Origin of the sequence: Corallococcus sp. Z5C101001 (genome assembly GCF_007352635.1) — a bacterium.
Taxonomy (GTDB): Bacteria; Myxococcota; Myxococcia; order Myxococcales; family Myxococcaceae; genus Corallococcus; species Corallococcus silvisoli.
The window spans coordinates 692,201-714,351 of the sequence record NZ_VKLU01000001.1 but is presented as its reverse complement, the minus strand read 5'-3'; the positions used below and the strand labels follow the sequence as shown (position 1 = coordinate 714,351).

The window sequence follows — 22,151 nt, the reverse complement described above, 5'->3', positions numbered from 1 at the left end:
GAACACACCATATGTTCATCGACTTCTTCATCCGCAGGCCCGTCTTCGCCATCGTCTGCTCCATCCTGCTGACGCTGGCGGGCGCCATCGCCATCCCCACGCTGCCCATCGCCCAGTATCCGGACCTCGCGCCACCGCAGGTGACCGTCACCGCCACCTACGTGGGCGCCAGCGCGGAGGTCGTGGAGAGCGCCGTCACCATCCCCCTGGAGCAGGAGCTCAACGGGGTGGAGGGCATGCGCTACATCACCTCCACCAGCGGCAATGACGGCACCAGCACCATCACCCTCACCTTCGAAGCCACCCGGGACATCGAGGTCGCGGCGGTGGACGTGCAGAACCGGGTCAGCCGTGCCGCCGCGCGCCTGCCCTCCCAGGTGAACCAGACGGGCATCATCGTCAACAAGGCCTCCAGCCAGATCCTCCTGTCCGTGGCGCTGTTCAGCGCGGACGACCGCTACGACGCGAAGTTCCTCAGCAACTACGCGGACGTGAACCTCAAGGACGCCATCAAGCGCGTGCGCGGCGTGGGCGAGGTGCGCATCTTCGGCGAGCGGCGGTTCTCCATGCGCCTGTGGCTGGACCCCACGGAGCTGGCGCGGCGCAAGCTCACGCCCCAGGACGTCACGCGCGCCCTCCAGGAGCAGAACCTCCAGGTGGCCGCGGGCCAGGTGGGCCAGCCGCCCTCCGCGGAGGAGCAGCCCTACCAGTTCGCGGTGCGCGCGCGAGGCCGGCTGATGGAGCCGGAGGAGTTCGGCGACATCGTCCTCCTGCGCCAGGAGGACGGCAGGAGCGTCCGCGTGAAGGACGTAGGCCGGGTGGAGCTGGGCGCGGAGAACTACAGCACGCTGCTGCGCTTCGGCGGGAAGCAGGCCGTGGGCATCGCCACCTTCCAGCTCCCCACCGCCAACGCCCTGGAGGTGCGCGACGCCGTCTACGCGGAGCTGGTGCGGCTGTCCGCCCAGTTCCCACCGGGCATGGAGTTCCAGACGGGCACGGACACCACGCTCGCGGTGCGCGCCACCCTCCGCGAGGTGGTCCAGACGCTGGTGGAAGCCATCGCCCTGGTCATCGTCGTCATCTTCCTGTTCCTGCACGGCTGGCGCAGCGTGCTCATCACCGCGCTTACCCTCCCCGTCTCGCTGGTGGGCACCTTCGCCTTCGTGCGGTGGATGGGCTTCTCCGTCAACACCCTCACCCTCTTCGGCCTCACCCTGGCCACGGGCCTGGTGGTGGATGACGCCATCGTCGTCATCGAGAACATCGAGCGGTTGATGAAGGAGCGGGCGCTGTCGGCCCCCCAGGCCGCGCGCGCGGGCATGAAGGAGGTGTCGGGCGCGGTCATCGCCATCTCCATCGTGCTGGTGGCCGTGTTCATCCCGGTGGCCTTCTTCCCCGGCACCACCGGCGCCATCTACCGCCAGTTCGCCCTCACCCTCACCGCGTCGGTGGCCCTCTCCACCTTCTGCGCGCTCACCCTCACGCCCGCGCTCTCCGCGCGGATGCTCACGAACCATGCCGGGACGAAGTGGGGGTTCTTCCGCGCGGTGGACGCGGTGCTCGACCGGACGCGCGACCTGTACGGGAGGGGGCTGCGCCGGCTGCTGAAGCACCCGGCCCTCCTCCTGATGGCGTTCCTGCTGTGCATCGGCGTCACGGGGGTGCTCCTCAAGGTGACGCCCACGGGCTTCATCCCCGACGAGGACCAGGGCTACCTGATCATCTCCGTGCAGGGGCCGGAGGGCTCGTCGCTCGCCCAGACGGAGAAGGTGATGGCGGAGGTGGAGAAGGTGCTCCAGGCCCAGCCGGAGGTGCGCGCCATCTTCGCCAACGGCGGCTTCTCCCCGCAGAGCACGGGCCCCAACATGGCCAGCATCTTCGTCGCCTTGAAGTCATGGGAGGAGCGGCCCGGCCGTGAGCAGTCGGTGGCCGCGCTCGTCGAGCGGCTGCGAGGCCCCCTGAGCCAGCTGGGCGGCGCGCGCGTCGTGCCCTTCCAGCCCCCCGCCATCCGCGGCGTCGGCGCCGTGGGCGGCTTCCAGTACGTCATCGAGGACACCGCCGGCACCCGCTCACTGGACGAGCTCGCGTCGGCCGCGCAGCAGCTGATGGCGAAGGGCAACGAGGACGCCCGGCTTCGCGGCGTCTTCACCGGCTTCAACGCGGACACGCCCCTCCTGGACGTGGAGGTGGACCGCCAGAAGGCCAAGGCCCTGGGCGTCCCCATCGAGCAGATCTTCAGCACCATGCAGCTCTACATGGGCAGCCAGTACGTCAACGACTTCAACTACGCGAACCGCGCGTACCGCGTCTACGTCCAGGCCGACCAGCAGTTCCGCGACAGCCCCCTGGACATCGGCGCCTTCTACGTGCGCAGCGACAGCGGGGACATGATTCCGCTGGAGTCGCTGGTGAAGGTGGAGACCACCGTGTCCGCGCAGGTCATCCGCCACCACAACCTCTTCCGGGCGGTGGAGCTCAGCGGCCAGCCCGCGCCCGGCGAGTCCTCCGGACAGGCGATGGAGGCGATGGAGGCCCTGGCCGAGCGACACCTGCCCCAGGGCATGAGCGCGGAGTGGGCGGGCATCAGCCTGGAGCAGAAGCAGAGCGGAGCCCAGACGCTCCTCATCTTCGCGCTGGGCCTGCTCTTCGTCTTCCTGGTGCTGGCGGCGCAGTACGAGAGCTTCAGCCTGCCGCTCGTCATCCTCCTCTCGGTGCCGCTGGCCCTCCTGGGCGCGCTCGGCCTGCAGTCCCTGCGCGGCTACGCCAACGACGTGTTCTGCCAGCTGGGGCTTGTGATGCTGGTGGGGCTGGCCAGCAAGAACGCCATCCTCATCGTGGAGTTCGCGGAGCAGCTGCGCGAGCACGGCCGGAGCGCCACCGACGCGGTGGTGGAGGCATCCGAGGTCCGCCTGCGCCCCATCCTCATGACGTCGATTGCCTTCCTCCTCGGCGTGGTGCCGATGATGACCGCCTCCGGCGCGGGCGCGGCGTCGCGCAACTCCCTGGGGACGGCCGTCTTCGGCGGCATGCTGGTGTCCACGGGGGTGAACCTCGTCTTCATCCCCGGCCTCTACGTCCTGATGCAGAAGCTGCGCGGCGGGGCGAAGCGGGCCGTGGACGACGTGGCGCCCGTGGCGGCTTCGTCACACTGACCGCGCGCCCGGACGGCCGCTCCAGCTCCAGGCCAGCAGACCCGCGGCGAAAGCGGGCCCGCGCCACCGGCAGGCGCGGGCCCCTTTTCGTCTGTTGTCGTTCGCGGGCGGGCGAAAGGGGCGTTCGCGGCCAACCATTCACGCCTCCCCCTGCCCGTACCTGATGCAACCACGCGCGCTTTCTCGTATTTTCGGCCGCACTCTCGGGAGGGCGGGCTGTGAGCGTCCAGTCGCCACCAGGCGCTCCGCTCCACCGAAATTGCAGTGGCGAAAGGCACCGGGATTTCGCTATTCACCATCCCGGAGACACCGCCCCGCCGGTGCAGAGGCCAGGGACTGATGTAAACCCCTGGAATCACAGCAGATTAAACATTGGCACGGTGGCTGCTTTACCAGTAGCAACCTACAACATCTGGGGTGGACCACGGTGGCCCGCCCCCCATCCCCAAGGAGTCGAACCATGCTGACCGTTGGCGACAAGCTTCCGAACTTCAAGCTGAAGGGCACCGTGAGCCTGGAGAAGAACAAGGAGTTCCAGGACATCTCCAACGACACGTACAAGGGCAAGTGGACGGTCCTGTTCGCGTGGCCGAAGGACTTCACGTTCATCTGCCCGACGGAGATCGCGGAGTTCGGCAAGCACAACAAGGACTTCCAGGACCGCGACGCGCAGGTGCTGGGCCTGTCCACCGACAGCGAGTTCGTGCACCACGCGTGGCGCACGCACCACCCGGACCTGAAGAACCTGCCCTTCCCCATGCTGGCGGACATCAAGCGCGAGCTGTCCAGCGCGCTGGGCATCCTGCACAAGGAGGAGGGCGTGGCCCTGCGCGCCACGTTCATCGCGGACCCCGAGGGCATCATCCGCCACGTGTCCGTGAACGACCTGTCCGTGGGCCGCAACGTCAAGGAGACGGTCCGCACGCTGGACGCGCTCCAGACGGACGAGCTGTGCCCGTGCAACTGGCAGAAGGGTGAGGAGACGCTCACCTCGAAGCTGCAGAAGGCGGGGTAAGGCACCATGGCCTCGCTCGAAGTCGTCCGCAGTGAGCTCGCGGACGCCCACAAGGACACCCGCCTCAACCTCTCCGCGGTCCTGGAGAGCACGAGCCTCACCCCCGAGCAGCGCTGGGGGACGGCCGTGGCATGCGCCTTCGCCGCTCGGAACGAGCGGCTGAAGGAGGCCATGCTGAACGAGGCGAAGCAGGCCCTGGGTGACAAGGCCGGGCCGGTCATCGAGGACGCCCGCGCGGCGGCCTCGCTGATGGCGATGAACAACGTCTACTACCGGTTCCGTCACATGGTCGGGAAGGAGTCGTACTCGACCAAGCGGGCCGGTCTGCGGATGAACCGGCTGGCGCAGGTGCTGACCAACAAGGTGGACTTCGAGCTGGTCTGCCTCGCGGTCAGCGCCATCAACGGCTGCGAGCTGTGCATCCAGTCCCACGAGAAGGTCGTCATCGACGGCGGCCTCTCCGAGGACCAGGTGCACGACGCGGTCCGCATCGCGGGCGTCATCCACGCGGCGGCGGTCGGGCTGGAATCCTAGACACCCGGCCGTTATCCCTGAGCTGTGATTGGCGCCCTCCGGTGGATGACACCGGGGGGCGCTGTCTTTTCTTTCCGACGTCCCACCCTCCACCCGAAAGGAACGTGTCCGTCATGGCCCTCTACAAGAGCCCCAGTCCCCTGTCCGAGCAGGCCCGCACCGCCATCGCCGCCACCCTCAATGAGCGGCTGTCGGACGGGTTGGACCTGCACTCGCAGATCAAGGTCGCCCACTGGAACATCAAGGGCCCGCAGTTCGCCGCGCTGCACCCGCTGTTCGAGACCTTCGCGGTGAGCCTCGCGAACCACAACGACTCCATCGCGGAGCGCGCGGTGACGCTGGGCGGCCGGGCGTACGGCACCAGCCGCCACGTGGGCACGCACAGCCGCCTGCCGGAGTATCCGCAGGAGACCTCGCGCGACCTGGAGCACGTGAAGCTCCTGGCCGAGCGCATCGAGGTGTACCTGGCCCACCTGCGCGACAGCCGCAAGCAGGTGGAGGGGCACCAGGACACGGACACGGTGGACCTCTTCACCGGCATCATCACGGAATTCGAGAAGCACGCCTGGTTCCTGCGGGCCTCACTGGAAGGCTAAAGGCTGCGCCGGAGCAGGGGGCGCGCTAGCGTGCACGCCGTGAGCGACAGCGTCCCCCTGCATGCGTTTCGCACCGTGCCCCGCACGGGCGTCATCTTCGTCACCGCCGAGGCCACGCGCCGCGGCTACCGCCCCGGCGACCCGGACTGGTGCAACCTGGGCCAGGGTCAGCCGGAGACGGGAGACCTGCCCGGCGCCCCGCCGCGCGTGGGTCAGGTGACGGTGGACATGGCGGACCAGGAGTACGCGCCGGTGGCGGGCCTCTGGGAGGTTCGGGAGGCCATCGCCGGGCTCTACAACCGGCTCTACCGCAAGGGGATGCCCAGCCAGTACAGCGCGGAGAACGTGTGCCTGTCCGGCGGTGGCCGCGCGGCCCTCACCCGCGCCGCGGCCAGCCTGGGCCAGGTGAACCTGGGCCACTTCCTGCCGGACTACACCGCGTATGAAGAGCTGCTGGACGTCTTCAAGGCGTTCACCGCCATCCCCATCCTGCTGGAGGGCGAGCGCGGCTACGCCTTCACGCATGAAGACCTGCGCCGTGAAATCCAGGGGCGCGGGCTGTCCGCGCTGCTCTTCTCCAACCCGTGCAACCCCACCGGCAAGCTGGTGCAGGGCGAGGAGCTGGCCCGGTGGGTGGGCGTCGCGCGGGAGCTGGAGTGCTCGCTGCTCATCGACGAGTTCTACTCGCACTACGTCTGGACGGCCCGCCCGGGGATGCTGCCGGTGGAGAGCGCCGCGCGGTACGTGGAGGACGTGAACCGCGACCCGGTGGTGCTCTTCGACGGGCTCACCAAGAACTGGCGCTATCCGGGCTGGCGCATGACGTGGACGGTGGGGCCGAAGCAGGTCATCGACACGGTGTCCAGCGCGGGCAGCTTCCTGGATGGCGGCGGCAGCCGGCCCTTGCAGCGCGCGGCCATCCCCCTGCTCCAGGAGGACACGGTGGTGGCGGAGACGCGCGCCATCCACTCGACGTTCCGGGAGAAGCGGGACCGGTTCCACTCGCGGCTGGAGCGGCTGGGCATCCGCACGGACCGGGCGCCGGACGGGACGTTCTACGTCTGGGGCAACCTGTCCGGACTGCCCGCGCCGCTCAACGACGGCATGGCCTTCTTCCGCGCCGCGCTGGAGCACAAGGTCATCACCGTGCCCGGTGAGTTCTTCGACGTGAACCCGGGCAAGCGCCGCGCGCGGGCCTCGCGCTTCCGCAGCTACGTGCGCCTGTCCTTCGGCCCCTCGTGGGAGACGCTGGACAAGGCGCTCCAGCGGCTGGAGGCCCTGGTGCTCCAGCACACGCCCGCCGCGGCGCCGTGAGCGCGGCGGGCCCCCTGGCCCCGGACTAGGACCCCGGGGCCGGGTGGGTGCGGAACTGCGCCGTGGCCGTCACGTGCACCTTCTTGCGGTGGGACACGGTGAAGCCCAGGGAGGCGCGGCCGCCATAGCTGCCCGGCATGGACTGGGGCAGCGTCTCATCATCGCTGACGTAGCCGCCGACCCGGGGGCCGAAGGCCGGCGAGTCCCAGGTGCGCTCGGAGAAGCGGTGCAGCCCGCCCAGCGTCACGCCGAGCCCGGCCGCCACGCGGCGCGCCTTCTTCACCGACTCGCGGGCCAGCGCCTCCAGCCAGTCCTGCCGGGCCTCCGACTCCCGGACGTAGCCCCACTTGAGCTCGCGCAGCGTCGCCTGCTTCAGGCCGGACAGGGCCGAGAGCACGTCCCCTACCCGCGACATGTCCACCAGCCGGATGCGCAGCGTGTAGAGCGCGGAGGAGGAGCGCGTGAGCAGGCCCTCCGTCGTCTCCGCCTGCACCGCCTGGAGCGTGAAGGCCGTGGCGGGCACGCCCAGCTCCTCCATGCGGCGCACCAGGGAGGCCACCTCCTTCGCGTTGGCGAAGGCCGCGTTGCCGGTGAAGAAGGCCGTGGCCTTCACGTCCACCACCGCGTCCACGTGGTCCGCCTCCAGCTCGTGCTCGGAGGCCAGCTCCACGACGATGATTCCCGACTCGGTTTCGGTCTGCTCCGGCATGCGCCCCTCTTCGTCCTGGTTGCAGGCGCCGGAGTATACGCGCCTATGCTCACGCCCAGACCATGCGACGCATCCCGTCCCGGCTGTGGCTGTTGTGCGCGCTGTACTTCGTGCAGGGGCTGCCCTTCGGCTTCCAGGTGACGGCGCTGCCCGTCTACCTGCGCACGCGCGGCGTCTCCCTGGCGGCGCTGGGGTTCGCGGGCGCGCTGTCCCTGCCGTGGATGCTCAAGGCCCTGTGGGCCCCGCTGGTGGACCGCTACGGCTCCGCGCGCGTGGGGCGGCGGCGCTCGTGGATATTGCCCATGCAGGCGGGGCTCGCGCTCGCGTGCGCCCTGGCCGCCGTCGCCGCGGGCCGGGACTCGCTGCCCCTGCTGTTGGGCCTCCTCTTCGCGATGAACCTCTTCGCCGCCACCCAGGACATCGCGGTGGATGGCTTCGCGGTGGACCTGCTGCGCCCGGAGGAGCTGGGCCTGGGCAACACCGCGCAGGTCGTGGGCTACAAGCTGGGCATGCTCACCGGCGGCGGGCTCCTGGTGTGGGCCAGCTCGCGCATCGGCTGGTCCGGGCTGTTCGTCGTCATGTCGGCCCTGTGCCTGGCCGTCTTCACCGTCGTCCTGTTCGTGAAGGAGCCGCCCCCGCGCGAGGAGTCAGGAGCGCAGGGCGCGAAGCTGGACTGGCCCGCGCTCCTGTCCCGCCTCAAGTCCGCGCTCACCGTGCCGGGCACGGGGTGGCTGCTGCTCTTCATCGGCACGTACAAGCTGGGCGAGACGATGTCCGACGTCCTCTACAAGCCCTTCCTCGTGGACGCGGGCTTCACGCCCGCGCGCATTGGCCTGTGGGTGGGCACGTGGGGCACCGCCGCGTCGCTGCTGGGGTCCATGTGCGGGGGGCTGCTCGCCTCGCGCCTGCCGCTGCTGCGGGCGGTGGCCCTCACCGGGACGCTGCGCCTGCTGCCGCTGCTGGGGCGGTGGGTGCTCACGCAGGTCGGGGTCAGCGACGCGGGCGTGCTGGGCGTCACGCTCACCGAGGAGTTCTTCGGCGGCGCGCTCACCACCGTGATGTTCGCCTTCATGATGTCGCGCACGGACCGCCGCATCGGGGCCACGCACTACACGCTGCTGGCCAGCGTGGAGGTCGCGGGCAAGGCGCCCGCGGGCCCCCTGGCGGGGATCCTCGCGGATCCCCGGTACGGCGGCTGGGGCTACGCGAACGTCTTCCTCCTGGGCGTCGCGCTGTCCGCCGCGTTCCTCGCGCTGCTGGGTCCCCTTCGCCGGAGCGCGCCCGCGCCCACGCCACAGCCCGCGGCGTGAAACCTTCCGGCCTCACGACACGCGCACCCGCGTGAAGCCGCCCTGACGCACCGCGAAGAAGGCAGCGGGGGCCGTGAGGCGCTCCGGGCCGCTTGCGGTCCGCGCCGCCTCCGTTCATTGATGCGCGCACACGCACCGGGTGGGCGGAGCCGTGACTCCGGCCCGGGCTTCACGTGGGACGGAGGAAGCACCATGGCGGAGATGAAGACGTATTCGGGGAGCTGCCACTGTGGACAGGTCCGCTACGAGGCGCAGACGGACCTGGCCCAGGTGGTGAGCTGCAACTGTTCCATCTGTCACAGGCTGGGCGCGGTGCTCACCTTCGTTCCGCCGGAGCAGTTCAAGTCGCTCTCCGGCCAGGACACCGTGAAGAGCTACCAGTTCAACAAGAAGGTCATCAACCACCTGTTCTGCCCCACGTGCGGCGTGGAGTCCTACGCCACCGGCAAGGGCCCGGACGGCAAGCCCATGTTCGCCGTCAACGTGCGCTGCCTGGAGGGCGTGGACCTGTCCACGCTCAAGCCCTTCCACTACAACGGCAAGGACATGTAGCCGCGGGCCGCCTTTCACGAGAGGCCGCCCAGCCCCCTCGGAGGCCGGGCGGCCTCCGCGTCTAGCCCTCCGCCAGCGGAGTGTAGGCGCCCGCGGGCAGGTCCGCCGCGCGCCACAGGTACCAGCTCACCACGGTGCGGAACGGGCGCCAGCGCTCGCCATACTCCAGCAGGGCCTTGGGCTTGGGCATCTCCTTCAGGCCCTTCATGACCATGAAGCCCTTGCGCACGCCGTAGTCGTCCACGGGCAGGATGTCCGGCCGGCCCAGGCGGAAGATGAGCAACATCTCCACGGTCCACTGGCCGATGCCGCGCACCTGGGTGAGGTGCTCGATGAGGTCCTCGTCGGACATGCGGCGCACGCGCGCGAGCGGCGGCACCGTCCCGTCCACCGTCTTGCGCGCCAGGTCCTGGATGGCCAGCAGCTTGTTCGCGGACAGGCCGGCCTCGCGCAGCGTGGCGTCCGGCAGCGCGAGCAGCTTCTGCGGCGTGAAGGCCTTGCCCTTCCCCACGCGCTCGCACACCCGGCCGAAGATGGTCGCCGCCGCGCGGCCGTGGAGCTGCTGGTACACGATGGAGTGCGCCAGCGCCTCGAAGGGGCTGTGCAGCGGGCTCAGCTCCATGCGGAACGGGCCCACCGTCTTGAAGAGGGGCGCCAGCGCCGGGTCCGCGCGCACGAGGGCGCGGCGCACGGCGGGGGTGTACGCATCAGGGAGCAGCACCGGGGTGGCAAGCGGAGCGCGTGGCATGGGCCGCATGCTGCCCGGCCCCGCGCGCCGCGCAACCCCTGTCTGCTGGCGGTCCCCTCACTCGAGGGGCGCGGCGTGCTCCGTCTCGTCGGGCACGTCCTTGCGCGGCTCGCCCTCCATCAGCGCGTCGTACTCCTCCTCCAACTGGATGCCCAGGTCCTCCAACTGCTCCTGGCTCAGGAGCCTGCGCGCGGCCTTGAAGAGGTCCTGCTCCTCCTCCTCGACGTGGTGCTCCACCTGCTCCTGGAGGACCTTCATCTTCGCGTCGTACTCCTCGTCCGACGCCTCCATGTCCAGCAGGTCCGAAATCAGCCGCTTGAGGGACAGGTGCTCCTCGACGGCCTCGCGCAGGTCGTCCTCGGTGTCCTCCGTCTTGAGCGCCGGGTAGAGGTACAGCTCCTCAATCTTCGCGTGCGCGCCCAGCCGGTCGGCGATCTGCTCGAACAGCGCCTGGCGCCGCGCATCGTCGTGGTCGGCCAGCTTCTCGTACCGCTTGAAGAGCTTGGACACCTCTTCATGCTGCTGATGGATCAACTCCAGCGCGTGCATGTGTGGCTCCGTGAAGTGCGGGGATGTGCTGAGAGATGGGGGTGGAAGCGGCCAGAGGGAAGCCCACCCGCATGCACTTCTCACTTCACGGGCAGCTTGCGCGACGGCAGGTCGCTCACCGCGGGACCGTTGAGCACGCGGCCGGTGGGGCTGAAGCGGCCGCCATGGCACGGGCAGTCCCAGGAGCGCTCCGCGTTGTTCCAGTGCACGTGGCAGCCCAGGTGCGTGCACACCGGGGACACGGCGTGCGCGGTGCCTTCGTCGTCGCGGTACACGGCCACCTTGCGGCCGTCCACCTCGAGGATCCGCCCCTCCCCTGGCGCCAGGTCCTTCAGGTGCCGCCCGTCGGGCTTGGACAGCCGGTCCGCGACGAAGCGGAAGGCGACGTCCGCGTTCTCCTGGATGAAGTCCTTCGCGCCCGCCCGGGGCTTCAAGCGGCCCGGGGCATACAGCGCGGCGTAGGGGTTCTCCTGGCCCAGGATGAGGTCCGACAGCACCATGCCCGCGAGCGTGCCGAACGTCATCCCCGTGCCGGAGAAGCCCGTGGCCACGTACACGTGGCGGCTGCCCACGTTCCGGCCGATGGAGGGCAGACCGTCCGCGGGCTCGATGACCTGGCCCGACCAGCGGTGGGTGACGCGCTTCAGCGGGAACCGCGCGCGGGCGTAGGCCTCCAGCGTGGCGAAGCGCGCGGCGGTGTCCTCGTGGGCGCCGACCTTGTGGTCCTCGCCCCCCACGATGACGTACGGCACGCCGTCCACCCGCTGCGTGCGGATGTAGTGGTACGGGTCGCGGCTGTCGAAGTACTGGCCCGGCTCCAGCGGGCCGTCCAGCGGGGCCGCCACCGCGTAGGTGCGGTAGGGATAGAGCCGGGTGTGCAGGGCCACGCGGTTGAGCGGCGTGGTGGTGGCCTCCACCACGGCCCGCGCCGTCACGGTGCCGTGCTCGGTGACGACGCGGCAGGGCGTGCCGTCATGGATGTCCACGACCTTGCTCTGCTCGAACAGGTGGCTGCCGTCGCCCGGGACGCGGTCCGCCAGCGCGAGCAGGTACGCTCGCGGGTGCAGCAGCGCCTGATCCTCCACGCGCAGCGCGCCCTTCACCGGGAACGGCAGCGGCACGCTCCGGTTGAAGGAGGCCAACAGCCCCACCCGCCGCGCGGCGGCCACCTCGTGCAGGAGGTCGCGCAGCTCCGCCTCCGTCTCCGCGAACTTGAAGGCAGGCACGCGGGTGAAGCCACAGTCGATGGAGAGCGTCTCCACCGTCGAGGCGATCTGCTCGATGGCGGCCCGGCTGGAGGACGCGGCCAGGTGGGCGCCCTTGTCGCCGAAGTCCTTGAGCAGCGCGGTGTACGGCGTGTCCAGCAGCTCCGTGAGGTGCGCCGTCGTCTGCCCCGTCTGTCCGGAGAGGATGCGGTGCATCTCCAGCACCGCCACCTTCTTGCCGGCACGCTTGAGCAGCCAGGCGGTCGTCAGCCCCGCGACGCCCCCGCCGATGATGGCCACGTCCACGTCCAGGTCCCCTGGCAGGACGGGAAAGTTCCGGGGCGGCGCCGTCACCGTCCAAAGGGATTTGTGGAGCCGCTCGTCATTCATGGAGGAAGGCTAGGAACCCGCCCTCCAGGGCATAAGCCACGGCCGCCGCGACCCGCCCGCCCGGCTGCCCAGCATGGGGTGTGCGCGACCCAACAGAGGCCGGCCCCGGGTGTTGGCAAGTCAGGGGCTGGGCGGCGGAGGCGCTGGGGTGCACGGACCCCAGCGCGTTAGAACCGCGGGGTGACCTGAGGGTCCGCGCCGGGCGGGCTCAAGGAGCGCGATTCGAATGCCCGTGGAACGCGTGGCTGGAGGCGCCAGCCTGGTGGACGTCCTGGACCGCCTGCTGGACCGGGGGCTGCGCTTCGACGCGCGGGCCCTGGCGGCCCTGGGCGGCGCCGCTCCCATGGAGGAGGAGGCGCGCATCGTGGTGGCATTTTCGGAGGTCCGCACCGCAGACTCGCTGGAGCGCGGCCCACCCCCGCGTCCACCCTCTCCCGGAGCGTAAGGTCGTGGCGTCTCCAGCCCCGCTGCCCCCCGCCGAAGCCGAACCCGGGGCGCGCCTCGTGCTCGCCGAGCACCTGCTCGCCTGCGAGTCCGCCGTCGCCTGCGCACGGGCGATGGTGGAGTGGCTCGCGCGGCGGTCCAGCGCGGCGGTCGCCTGCCTGGGCCCCGGGGATGGGGGCAATGGCTCCGCGTGCCTGGCCAGTGAGGGACTGACGGGCTCGCAGCAGGCCGCGCTCGCCAGGGCCTGGGACGCGCCCGCCTCGCCCCTGTCGTCCTTCCGCACCCGGCCCGGGGCGCGGTGGCTGGGGGCGGACGCGCTGGAGGGCGTGGTGATTCCGGGTGGCTTCCTGGCGGTGCCGCTGGGCCGGGCGGGGTCGCCCGCCGTGGCGCTGCTGGTGGTGGGGCTGCCGGGTCCGCTCGTGCCGCAGGACGTGGCGTGGGTGGCGTCCTGCGCGGGGCCGCTGATGGCCCGGTGGGTGGCGGCGGACGCCCGGGCGCCGCGCCGGCCGGAGCCGGACCGGCTGCTGCGCCGGGTCATCAACGCGGTGTCGGATCCGGTGCTCCTGACGGACGCGGAGGGCACGCTGCTCTTCGCCAACGGCCGCGCGGAGGCCCTGCTGGTCGCGGGGCCGGACGCGAGCCCCGGCCGCGCGCGGGCGGTGGAGGTCAACCAACGGCTGTTCCGGGAGACGCTCGCGCAGGGCGGAGGCACCACGGTGCACCGGCGCGAGGTGCCGCTGGTGGATCCGCTGGAGGGGATGGACCTGCTCTTCGAGCTGGTCACCACGCCGGTGCTGGCGCCGGACGGGCCCTCGGTGGTGGTGAGCGTGCTGCGCAACGTGACGGACCTGGGCCGCGCCACGCAGGCCCTGGGGGAGAGCTACCGGCGGCTGCGCGCCACCGAGCGCGAGGCGCGCAGCGAGCGCCACCGGCTGGACCGGGTGCTGGACTCCGTGGCGGACCCCATCATCCTGACCGACCCGGCGGGCGGAATGGTGATGATGAACGACCCGGCCGAGCGGCTCTTCGCGTGGCCCCACGAGGAGGGCCCTTCGAGCGAGGCCACCGAGCGCCGGGTGCGCGCCAACGCCGCGCTCTTCGCGTCGTTCCTGGCCAACCTGCTGGGCCCCGTCAACGCGGGCGTGTCGCGCTGGAAGAGCCAGCTGACGCTGGACGAGCCGGCCACCGGCGCCCCCGTGCCCATGGAGGCCATGGCCAACAAGGTGCTGGGGGACGGGGGCGAGCTGACGGGCATCGTCACCGTGTTCCACGACCGCACGGAGGTGCTGGAGCGGGCGCGGCTGCTGGAGCGCGTGAAGGAGGTCTCCAGCGAGCTGGAGGCGCGCGTGCAGTCCGCCACGGCGGAGCTGGCGGAGCAGAACGAGCTGCTGCGCCGGCAGGCCATCCAGTTGGAGCAGGCGAGCGCGGCCAAGTCGCAGTTCCTGGCCAACATGTCGCATGAGTTCCGCACGCCGCTCAACGCCATCCTCGGCTACACGAACATGCTGCTCCAGAACGTGTCCGGGGAGATGACGCCGCCGCAGCGCCGCAACCTCACGCGCATCGACTCCAACGGGCGGCACCTGCTGGAGGTCATCAACGAGATCTTGGACATCACCCGCATCGAGGCGGGGCGGATGCCCCTGCACCTGACGGACTTCGGCATCCCGGAGCTCCTGCAGGAGGTGATGGCGGAGATGGACCCCATCATCGCGCGCAGCAAGCTGACGGTGGAGACGCACCTGGATGAAGGGTTGCCGGGCGTGTGGAGCGACCGACAGAAGGTGAAGCAGATCGTCCTCAACCTGTTGTCCAACGCGCTGAAGTTCACGCATGAGGGCGGCGTGCGCGTGGCGGCGGAGTATCAGAGCGCCACCAGCACGGTGGCCATCTCCGTGAAGGACACGGGCATCGGCATCGACGTGTCGAACCAGGAGAAGATCTTCGAGGACTTCCAGCAGGTGGACAGCTCCCCCACGCGAGCCTATGGGGGCACGGGCCTGGGCCTGTCCATCTGCCGTCGTCTGGCCACGATGCTGGGGGGACGCGTCTCCCTCCAGAGCGCCCCGGGCCAGGGTTCGACCTTCACCCTGCACTTTCCAAGACGTGCGAGACGGACATGACGAACACCCCGGAAAAACAAAAGCCGCTCGTGCTGGTGGTGGACGACTACCAGGATGCCCGGGAGATGTACGCGGAGTACCTGGAGTTCTCCGGCTTCCGCGTCGCGGAGGCGAAGAACGGCCAGGAGGCGCTGGACAAGGCGTTCGAGCTGGTGCCGGACGTCATCCTGATGGACCTGTCGCTGCCGGTGATGGACGGCTGGGAGGCGACGCGCCGGCTGAAGCGCGACGCGCGCACGAAGGCCATCCCGGTGGTGGCGCTCACCGGCCATGCCCTGAAGGGGCACTCGGAGGACGCGAACGAGGCCGGGTGTGATGCGTACGTCACCAAGCCGTGCCTGCCGGACGCGCTGGTGGACCAGGTGAAGAAGATGATCGCCCGGCGGGGGGTACCGCCGGCGCGCTGAGCCGAAGCATCTCCGAAGCAGCAGGGAGGCAGGCACGTCATGACGGCGAAGACCCATGCGGAGTCGTCGCGGGAGGGGCGAGCGCACTACCTCTACGGAATCGTGCGCGGGGACGGCGGCTGGGAGCCATCCGTGGCGGGGCTGGGCACGTCGCCGGTGCGCGTGGTCCGCGAAGGCGGGCTCGCGGCGCTGGTGTCCGACGCGGGCGGCCTGCGGGTGGTGCCCACGCGAACGCACCTGCTGATGCACCAGCGCGTGACGGAGGCCGTGCTGCGCGAGCACACGCTGGTGCCCGTGGCCTTCGGCACGGTGCTGCCTTCGGAGGCGCGGGTGCGGGAGCTGCTGCGCGTGGCGCGCGCCCCGCTGACCCGGGCGCTGTCGGCGCTGGAGGGGCGCGTGGAGCTGGGGCTGAAGGTGCTCTGCCACGGCGACGCGCTGACGCGGCGGCTGGTGGCGGAGACGCCGGGGCTCGCGCGCAGGGACGACGAGCCCGAGGAGGACCACGAGCAGCGGCTGGAAGTGGCGCTGCGCGAGTGCACCACGCGGGACCTGAACGGGCTGAGGGTCGGGCTGTGTCCGCTGGCGGAGGCCACGCACGAGGCGCCGCCGCTGGGCGAGCGGATGATCCTCAACGCGGCCTTCCTGGTGGACCGGACCCGGGTGGCCGCGTTCGAGGCGCGGTTGCAGTCGCTGGTGGCGCGGCTGGACGCGTACACGTTCCGCTTCACCGGGCCGTGGCCGGCCTACAGCTTCGTGGACGTGCGGCTGGACGTGGAGCAGGCCGGCCCCGAGACGCCGTGACGTAGCGCCTCAGCGCGGGGGCGCGGTGAGCTTCAGGGCCTCCTCGGCGAGGGGCTCCAGGCCGCCCCCCATGCGCGTCCATCCCGGGGTGAACTCCGTGCGCGCGTACCACGAGCCATCGGGCGCCTTGGCCATGGCGAGCTCGCCCACGGGCTTGTCGCCGCGCTGGTACTCCACGCGGAAGGCGGGCGCGGAGGGCAGGCCGGGAGGGGACTCGCCCCGGCCCAGCAGCTCCACGGGGGTGAGGCGCCACAGGCGGTCATGCCAGTTGCGGGCGAACTCATCCGGGGTGCCGGGGGCGGACACGGGTGTGAGCTGTACGGCGCCCGGGGGCTTGCCGCTGGCGAGGAAGGCCCGGGACGTGGATCCGGCGGAGATGATCACGCGGTCGAAGCCATCCACGTCGAAGGTGTGCATGCGGCGATCCACGAGCCGGCTGCTGGCGGCCTCCAGGTCCGGAAGCAGCGAAGGGCCCAGGAGGAAGACGCGGCCGTCGGACACGCGCTGGAGGTAGGGCGCGCCCCAGCCCGACACGGGCGCGGCGAGGCGGAACGACTTCGGGGTGCCGTCCAGCGTGAGCGTCAGGCCGCGCTCCGTGCTCGCGAGGCCGATCTCGCCCAGCTTCGTCGCATCCATCACGCCCAGGTCCCGCTGCGCGCGCAGCGGCGCGAGGCGGGAGAACAGCTTCAGCGCCACGTCATTGCCGCGCAGCTCGCGGGGCGGAGGCACAGGGGCGGAGAATGCACCCGCCGCCGCGGCACTCGCGGGCGGTCCCGCGTTCGCGTGAGCGTGGTCACCTGTTTCAGTGGCACCCTCGAGCGTTCCCGCGTTCGCGTGAGCATGAGCCCCCGCATCGGAAGCACCCGCGGGACCGCCCGCGCTGACTTGCGCGAGGGAGCCCGCGTCGAACGGCGCGCGGCCGGGGGCTCCCGCATCCAGCGCGGCTCCCTCGGCGGCACCGGACGCGGTGGCGAGCGCCCCCGCATCCACGCCCGCAGGGCCGGTGACAGGCTTCGCGGGCTTGTTGCCCAGACGGACCCAGATGGTCTCGGGGTCCCTCGGGTCACGGCTCAACTCCACGAAGCGCGTCTCCTCGTCGTACCGGAGGCGGTCGAGCGAGCGCGCCTGCGCGTCCTCCACCGTCACCTCCCCTGGCGCACGGGACGGCTCGCGCTGCCACACGAAGAACGCGGCCACGAGCGCCACCCCCGCCAGCACTCCCTGCACCGCCACGTCGCGAGCCTTCATCGCGCACCTCCCGCTACCGCCGCGCTCCGGGGCGCGCGCCGTCCCCGCCGCCGCGTCACGAAGAACCCCACCGCCAGCACCGCCACCGGGACCCCGAAGACCGTCGCGTAGAACCACGCGACGTCCTGCGAGCGCGTGTGCTGGATCGGCACGTCCTCTTCGCTCGTCGTCACGCCGGACAGCGCCTCCTCCCCGGAGAGCCAGCGCAGCGTGTCCACCGCGAGATAGGCGTTGCCCACGTTGCCCAGGATGCCGTCACCCACCGCGTCCGCGTCCGCCATCACCACCGCGCGCGACGCGGGCTTTCCCTCCGGCGCCGGCCGCTCCACCGCCACCACCAGCGGCCACGCCTTCGTGACCTCCCCGGGCCCGGGCTCGAAGTCCCCGTTGGCGTCCGCGAACGTCTCCGGGTGCGCGCGCACGCTCGTGTCCAGCATCACCCCGGGCACGGGCGGCGTCACCGGCTCCAACGCCACCGCGCCCAGGAACGCCACCGCGCCCTGCGACCCCAGCGCGGACAGCGACGTCACCGACGGGTGCGACGAGAAGTTCGCCGTGCCCAGGTTGCCCCGGTCGCTCTGCTGCCGCGTGGCGCGGAAGAACACGCGGTCGTTCGCCAGCGGCACGCGCAACGACCGGAGCCCCAGCGGCCGGAGCAACGGCTCCAGCCCAGCGCCATCCGGCTCCAGCGCGATCCACAGCCGCCCCCCTCGCTCCCAGTACTCGCGCAGCGCCGCGACCTCTTCCGGAAGCAGCTCATGCGTGGGCCCCAACACCGCCACCAGGGACGCGTCCCGTGGCACCTCCGTCCCCAACCCCTCCGCCACCGTGAGCGTGCGCACGTCCACGTTCTGCGCGCGCAGCAGCTCCTTGAGCTGCGCCACCGAAGGCCGCACCGCCTCTCCAGGGACGGGCCGCGTGTCGGCGCGCTCTCCATGGCCGCCCGTGAGGTAGACGATGCGGCGGGGCTTCGCCACCGCCAAGAGCCGCCGCTGCACCTCCGCGTCCAGCCGCTGGAGCTGTCCTCGCGCACGCTCCGGATCCAGGCCCAGCGTCAGGATCTCCTTGCGGTCGCCCCGCGCCAGCACCACCGAGCCGTTGCTGCTGACCCCCAGCGCCTTGCCACGCGCGGGCTCCACCGCCTGGTCCAACACCTCCAACCCCAGCCGCGGACTCTCCGGCGCCAGGTCGCGGAAGTACTGCCGCACCGCCTCGCCCACCTCGTTGGCGGGAGGAAAGAAGACCGTCACCTGGAGGGGCTCGTTGAGGCCGCGCACCAGCTTGCGCGTCGCCTCGCCCGGCTTCGCGGTCCGGAAATACGACAGGTCCCAACTGGCATCCGCCTCCGTGGCCACGTACGTCGCCGCGAACGCGAACACCACGGCGAACGCCACGCCCAGGCCGGAGAACAGCGCGCTGCGAACCCGCCCCGTCTCCGGCACCGGCGCGCGCGCCATCGCCACCAGCGCCGCCTCCACCATCGCCAGCGGCACCAGCGCGCACAGCAGCAGCGCCGGGAACAGCACCGACAGCACGCCCGAAAGCCGCGGCGAGGAGCGCGAAAGCGGCTCACCCACCAGCGCCGTCCCCACGTCCCCCCTCACGAAGTAGAGCGCCAGCGCCAGCAGCCCCAGGCCGTAGAGCGTGAGCACCCACCGCTCCAGCGTGCGCCGGGCCACGGGCGCCGCGAGCATCCGCACCACGCGCCACGCGGTCGCGGCCACGGCGACCCCCACGCCCAGCGCGGCCAGGGCCACGCGGCCGGAGCCCGCCCCCAGCACCCGCTCCGCGATGAAGACAGCGACGAGCCCCGCGACGAACGCCCCCGTCGCCGCGAGCCCGGTCCCGAACGAAGCCGGCGTGCTCATCGCCACCTCCGCGCTTCCAACACCCGTGTCGCCGCGAACAGCGCCACGTAGGTGACGCACAGGTAGTAGACGACGTCCCGCACGTGGATGAGCCCTGTCTGGAACGGGGGGTAGTGCTGGTTCCACAGCGACATCGCGCTGAAGACATCCGCCAGGGGCTGCTCGGTGATGCGCGCGAGCAGCCAGCACAGGATGAGCGCCACCAGCATCACCGCGGAGAAGATGGCCGCGAGCAGCTGGTTCTTCGCGAGCGACGAGCCGAACGTCCCCACCGCCAGCGAAGCACCGCCGAGCAAGAGCAGGCCCAGGTAGCCCACCGCCACGTGCCCGAAGGACACCTTGCCGTTCACCAGCACCAGCAGCGGCATGTAGAGCGTGAGCACCAGGTAGAGCGCCAGGAAGGCGAGCCCCGCCAGGAACTTGCCCAGCACGATGTCCCGGTCCCGCACGGGCGACGCGTAGAGCAACGGCAGCGTGCCCGTCTGACGCTCCTCCGCGAGCAGCCGCATGGAGACCAGGATGGCCGCCACGATGGTGAAGCCGCTGGAGTAGTAGAAGAAGCCGGACAGCACCTCCGCGGAGCGCTTGCTCGCGCCGCCCAACGCATACGCGTTGAAGAACAGCCCGTTCACCGCGAGCAGGATGGCCAGGATGACGTAGCCGCTGAGCGTGCGCAGGTAGCCGGCCAGCTCGCGGCGGGCAATCAGGAGCGCCTTCACGCCCGCACCTCCTGTCCATGCGTCAGGCGCAGGAAGAGCGCCTCCAGCTGTCCCTCGTTCGCGTCCAGCCGCAAGAGCTCCAGGCCCGCGCCCACCACCGCCCGCGCCACCTGGGGCCGCAGGTCTGGCGGCGCCGCGACCTTCACCCCCAGCACGCCGCCCTCCCCTTCCCGCACCTCCACCGCGCCAAACCCCTGGAGCGCCTCCACCGCCCGCGCCCGGTCGCCCCGCACCTCCAGCACGATGGACGGCCCGCCCAGGCTGCGCGACAGCTCCTCCTCGCTGCCCTGCGCCAGCAGCGCGCCCTTGTGGATGATGAGCAGCCGGTCACACGTCTGGGAGATCTCCGGGAGGATGTGGCTGGACACCAGCACCGTGTGCGCGCCCTTCAGTCCCCGGATGACGTCGCGCATCTCCACGATCTGCAGCGGGTCCAGGCCGCTGGTGGGCTCATCGAGGATGAGCAGCGCGGGCCGGTGCACCAGCGCCTGCGCCAGCCCCACGCGCTGGCGGTAGCCGTGGCTCAGCGTGGAGATGACCTCGCCGTGCACGTCGCGCAGCCCGGTCTTCTCCTCGGCCTCGCCCACGTGGGTGGCGGTGGCCTTCGCCGGCACGTCGCGCAGCCGGGCGACGTAGGCCAGGTACTCGCCCACCGTCATCTCGTCGTAGACCGGGGGGACGTCCGGCAGGTAGCCGATGCGCTGGCGCACCTCGTGGGACTGGTTCACCACGTCGTGCCCGTCAATGACGACGCGGCCCGAGGTGGGCAGCAGCACGCACCCGAGAATCTTGAGCGTCGTCGACTTGCCGGCGCCATTGAGGCCCAGGAAGCCGATGACCTCGCCCTGGCCAATGGTGAAGGCCAGGTCCCGGATGGCCGCGTGCTCGCCGTAGAACTTCGTCAGCCCTTCGACCTGGATCATCAGGACTCCTCGACGCGAGGGGGGAAGCGGCGCTCTTCTGTCGCCCCTCCCGAGGAGTGTCAAGCACGGGCCGCGCCACCGCGAACGACAGGCGCCGCCCCAACGGGCTCACCCGTGGCGGTATTCCGCGCCGTCGGTGGTGCGGCCCAGCGTGAAGCGCAGCGCGCCCTCCAGGTCGGGGAAGAGGAACGGGAAGCGGTGGGCCTGCGCGACGGTGGGCAGGGCGTGGGTGCTGGAGAGCAGGGTCTCCTCCCCCATCTCGCCAAACACGGTCTTCACCACGGCGGCGGGCAGCGGGAAGACGGCGGGACGGTGGAGCACCCGGCCGAGCACCTTCGCCAGCTCGCCCTGTCGCACCGCGTTCGGGGACACCGCGTTGAGGGGGCCCCGGATGGACGGCGTGAAGAGGGACAGCTGGATGAGGCCCAGCACGTCCTCCAGCGCCACCCAGCTCAGCCACTGCTTGCCGGAGGCGACCGGGCCGCCGCCGCCCGCCTGGGTCGCGAGCGCCAGCTTCGCGAGCGCCCCGCCCCGCGCGTCCAGCACCACGCCGATGCGCAGGTGCACCACGCGGATGCCCGCGGCCTCGGCCGCCGCGGTGGAGGCCTCCCACTGGCGCGTGACGTCCGCGAGGAAGCCGTCACCGGAGGAGGACGCCTCGGTGACCTCCGCGTCGCCCCGGTTGCCGTAGAAGCCGACGGCGGAGGCGCAGATGAGCACGCGGGGCTTGCGGCTCGCGCGGGCCAGGGTCTCGCACAGCAGGCGGGTGCTGTCCGTGCGGCTCTTGCGGATCTCCTCCTTGCGCTCGGGCGTCCAGCGGCCCTCGCCCACGTTGGAGCCGGACAGGTGCACCACCGCGTCCACGCCCTCCAGCCCGGCCGCGTCGACGGTGCCCTTGTCGGGCGCCCACGGGATGTCGCCCCGCGCCGCGTTCGCGCGGCCGCGCACCAGCCGCTTCACGCGGTGTCCGCCGGTGGTGAGGAACGCCGACAGCGCCGACCCCAGCAGGCCGGAGGCGCCGCCCATGGCCACGGTGAGCGGGCCCTGGTCCGCGAAGGCGGCGTGACGGCGCAGGTCCGCGCGGGTGAGGGTGTGGCGGTACGCGAACATCCGCTCCAGGCGCTTGCGCGCGTAGCCCCCGCCGAAGGTGTCCCCGAGCGTCCCCACGGGCAGCTCGTACTGGATGGCGTCCTCCAGGACGGAGGCGTCCGGGGAGCCCGCGCGGAGCATGCGATGGTCGTGCACCCACTTCACGAACGGGCCCTCACGCTGGGTGTCCTGGAAGCTCACGCCCTCCACGTAGCCGGTGTGCTCGGCGACCAGGCGCTGGGGGATGGGCCCCAGGTGGATTCGCACGACGACGCGGGCGCCGGGGCGGATGCCGTCGCCCGTGCGCTCCACGACCTCGGCGGTCTCCCAGGGGGGCGACAGGCGTTCGAAGGCTCCCTCGCGGGCGTGCCAGGAGAAGAGGTCGGCGGGGGGGACAGGCATCTGGCTGCGCGCATCGAAAACGTGCGACTTGCCCATGGTTTCTCCTGGGGAGA

The 22,151-nt window shown here is 71.4% G+C and carries 20 protein-coding genes; 11 read left to right on the top strand and 9 right to left on the bottom strand.

Annotated elements, in window-relative coordinates; translation table 11 throughout:
• Window positions 1-11: 11 nt before the first annotated feature.
• The 5 genes from FOF48_RS02995 to FOF48_RS02975 all read left to right on the top strand — a co-directional run bounded on the left by FOF48_RS02995 (window position 12) and on the right by FOF48_RS02975 (window position 6,611).
• A complete protein-coding gene (locus tag FOF48_RS02995) occupies window positions 12-3,152 on the top strand; it encodes an efflux RND transporter permease subunit (protein WP_143898515.1) in 3,141 nt (1,046 codons plus the stop codon).
• Between the two features lie 460 nt (window positions 3,153-3,612).
• Window positions 3,613-4,167, top strand: a complete 555-nt coding sequence (locus FOF48_RS02990; protein WP_014394422.1) for a peroxiredoxin — start codon at window positions 3,613-3,615, stop codon at window positions 4,165-4,167.
• A 6-nt stretch (window positions 4,168-4,173) separates the two neighbouring features.
• Entirely contained in the window at window positions 4,174-4,701 is a 528-nt protein-coding gene (locus FOF48_RS02985) for a carboxymuconolactone decarboxylase family protein (RefSeq protein WP_143898513.1), read from the top strand.
• Between the two features lie 113 nt (window positions 4,702-4,814).
• Entirely contained in the window at window positions 4,815-5,297 is a 483-nt protein-coding gene (gene dps / locus FOF48_RS02980) for a DNA starvation/stationary phase protection protein Dps (protein WP_143898511.1), read from the top strand.
• Between the two features lie 39 nt (window positions 5,298-5,336).
• Window positions 5,337-6,611 (top strand): pyridoxal phosphate-dependent aminotransferase, encoded by a 1,275-nt coding sequence (locus tag FOF48_RS02975; protein WP_143898509.1) that lies wholly within the window; start codon window positions 5,337-5,339, stop codon window positions 6,609-6,611.
• A gap of 25 nt (window positions 6,612-6,636) precedes the next feature.
• Here the strand turns inward: FOF48_RS02975 and FOF48_RS02970 are convergent, their stop codons facing one another.
• On the bottom strand, window positions 6,637-7,320 hold the full coding sequence (locus tag FOF48_RS02970; protein ID WP_143898507.1) for an SIMPL domain-containing protein: 684 nt from the start codon (window positions 7,318-7,320) through the stop codon (window positions 6,637-6,639).
• A gap of 62 nt (window positions 7,321-7,382) precedes the next feature.
• Here FOF48_RS02970 and FOF48_RS02965 point away from each other — a divergent pair, with 62 nt between their 5' ends.
• Window positions 7,383-8,630, top strand: coding sequence for an MFS transporter (locus tag FOF48_RS02965; protein WP_143898505.1), 1,248 nt, complete (start codon window positions 7,383-7,385; stop codon window positions 8,628-8,630).
• Window positions 8,631-8,822: 192 nt separating this feature from the next.
• Complete coding sequence (locus tag FOF48_RS02960) at window positions 8,823-9,182, top strand: GFA family protein (RefSeq protein WP_143898503.1); 360 nt, start codon at window positions 8,823-8,825, stop codon at window positions 9,180-9,182.
• A 61-nt stretch (window positions 9,183-9,243) separates the two neighbouring features.
• On the opposite strand, the gene FOF48_RS02955 is transcribed toward FOF48_RS02960, so the two are convergent.
• The 3 genes from FOF48_RS02955 to FOF48_RS02945 form a co-directional block, all read right to left on the bottom strand.
• Window positions 9,244-9,930, bottom strand: coding sequence for a DNA-3-methyladenine glycosylase (locus FOF48_RS02955; RefSeq protein ID WP_143898501.1), 687 nt, complete (start codon window positions 9,928-9,930; stop codon window positions 9,244-9,246).
• Between the two features lie 57 nt (window positions 9,931-9,987).
• Window positions 9,988-10,479, bottom strand: coding sequence for a hemerythrin domain-containing protein (locus FOF48_RS02950; protein ID WP_143898499.1), 492 nt, complete (start codon window positions 10,477-10,479; stop codon window positions 9,988-9,990).
• Window positions 10,480-10,559: 80 nt separating this feature from the next.
• On the bottom strand, window positions 10,560-12,074 hold the full coding sequence (locus FOF48_RS02945) for an FAD-dependent oxidoreductase (RefSeq protein ID WP_143898497.1): 1,515 nt from the start codon (window positions 12,072-12,074) through the stop codon (window positions 10,560-10,562).
• Between the two features lie 226 nt (window positions 12,075-12,300).
• Here FOF48_RS02945 and FOF48_RS02940 point away from each other — a divergent pair, with 226 nt between their 5' ends.
• Genes FOF48_RS02940 through FOF48_RS02925 form a run of 4 tightly spaced genes read left to right on the top strand, consistent with a single transcriptional unit; the run spans window position 12,301 to window position 15,849 of the window.
• Window positions 12,301-12,519, top strand: a complete 219-nt coding sequence (locus tag FOF48_RS02940; protein WP_143898495.1) for a hypothetical protein — start codon at window positions 12,301-12,303, stop codon at window positions 12,517-12,519.
• A gap of 4 nt (window positions 12,520-12,523) precedes the next feature.
• The gene (locus tag FOF48_RS02935; protein WP_143898493.1) at window positions 12,524-14,641 is read left to right on the top strand and encodes a PAS domain-containing sensor histidine kinase; all 2,118 of its coding nucleotides are present in this window, start codon (window positions 12,524-12,526) and stop codon (window positions 14,639-14,641) included.
• Window positions 14,638-15,048, top strand: a complete 411-nt coding sequence (locus FOF48_RS02930) for a response regulator (RefSeq protein ID WP_143898491.1) — start codon at window positions 14,638-14,640, stop codon at window positions 15,046-15,048. The genes FOF48_RS02935 and FOF48_RS02930 overlap by 4 nt, the downstream gene beginning before the upstream one ends.
• A gap of 39 nt (window positions 15,049-15,087) precedes the next feature.
• The gene (locus FOF48_RS02925; RefSeq protein ID WP_143898489.1) at window positions 15,088-15,849 is read left to right on the top strand and encodes a GvpL/GvpF family gas vesicle protein; all 762 of its coding nucleotides are present in this window, start codon (window positions 15,088-15,090) and stop codon (window positions 15,847-15,849) included.
• A 9-nt stretch (window positions 15,850-15,858) separates the two neighbouring features.
• Here the strand turns inward: FOF48_RS02925 and FOF48_RS02920 are convergent, their stop codons facing one another.
• The 5 genes from FOF48_RS02920 to FOF48_RS02900 form a co-directional block, all read right to left on the bottom strand.
• Window positions 15,859-17,097 carry a hypothetical protein gene (locus tag FOF48_RS02920; protein ID WP_143898487.1) on the bottom strand — a complete coding sequence of 413 codons (1,239 nt, stop codon included), beginning with the start codon at window positions 17,095-17,097 and terminating at the stop codon, window positions 15,859-15,861.
• A complete protein-coding gene (locus tag FOF48_RS02915) occupies window positions 17,094-18,965 on the bottom strand; it encodes a Gldg family protein (protein WP_143898485.1) in 1,872 nt (623 codons plus the stop codon). Before FOF48_RS02915 ends, FOF48_RS02920 begins: the two co-directional genes overlap by 4 nt.
• Window positions 18,962-19,684 carry an ABC transporter permease gene (locus tag FOF48_RS02910; protein ID WP_143898483.1) on the bottom strand — a complete coding sequence of 241 codons (723 nt, stop codon included), beginning with the start codon at window positions 19,682-19,684 and terminating at the stop codon, window positions 18,962-18,964. The genes FOF48_RS02915 and FOF48_RS02910 overlap by 4 nt, the downstream gene beginning before the upstream one ends.
• Entirely contained in the window at window positions 19,681-20,607 is a 927-nt protein-coding gene (locus tag FOF48_RS02905; protein WP_143898481.1) for an ABC transporter ATP-binding protein, read from the bottom strand. The genes FOF48_RS02910 and FOF48_RS02905 overlap by 4 nt, the downstream gene beginning before the upstream one ends.
• Window positions 20,608-20,715: 108 nt before the next feature.
• The gene (locus FOF48_RS02900; protein WP_143898479.1) at window positions 20,716-22,134 is read right to left on the bottom strand and encodes a TIGR01777 family oxidoreductase; all 1,419 of its coding nucleotides are present in this window, start codon (window positions 22,132-22,134) and stop codon (window positions 20,716-20,718) included.
• Between the last annotated feature and the right edge of the window lie 17 nt (window positions 22,135-22,151).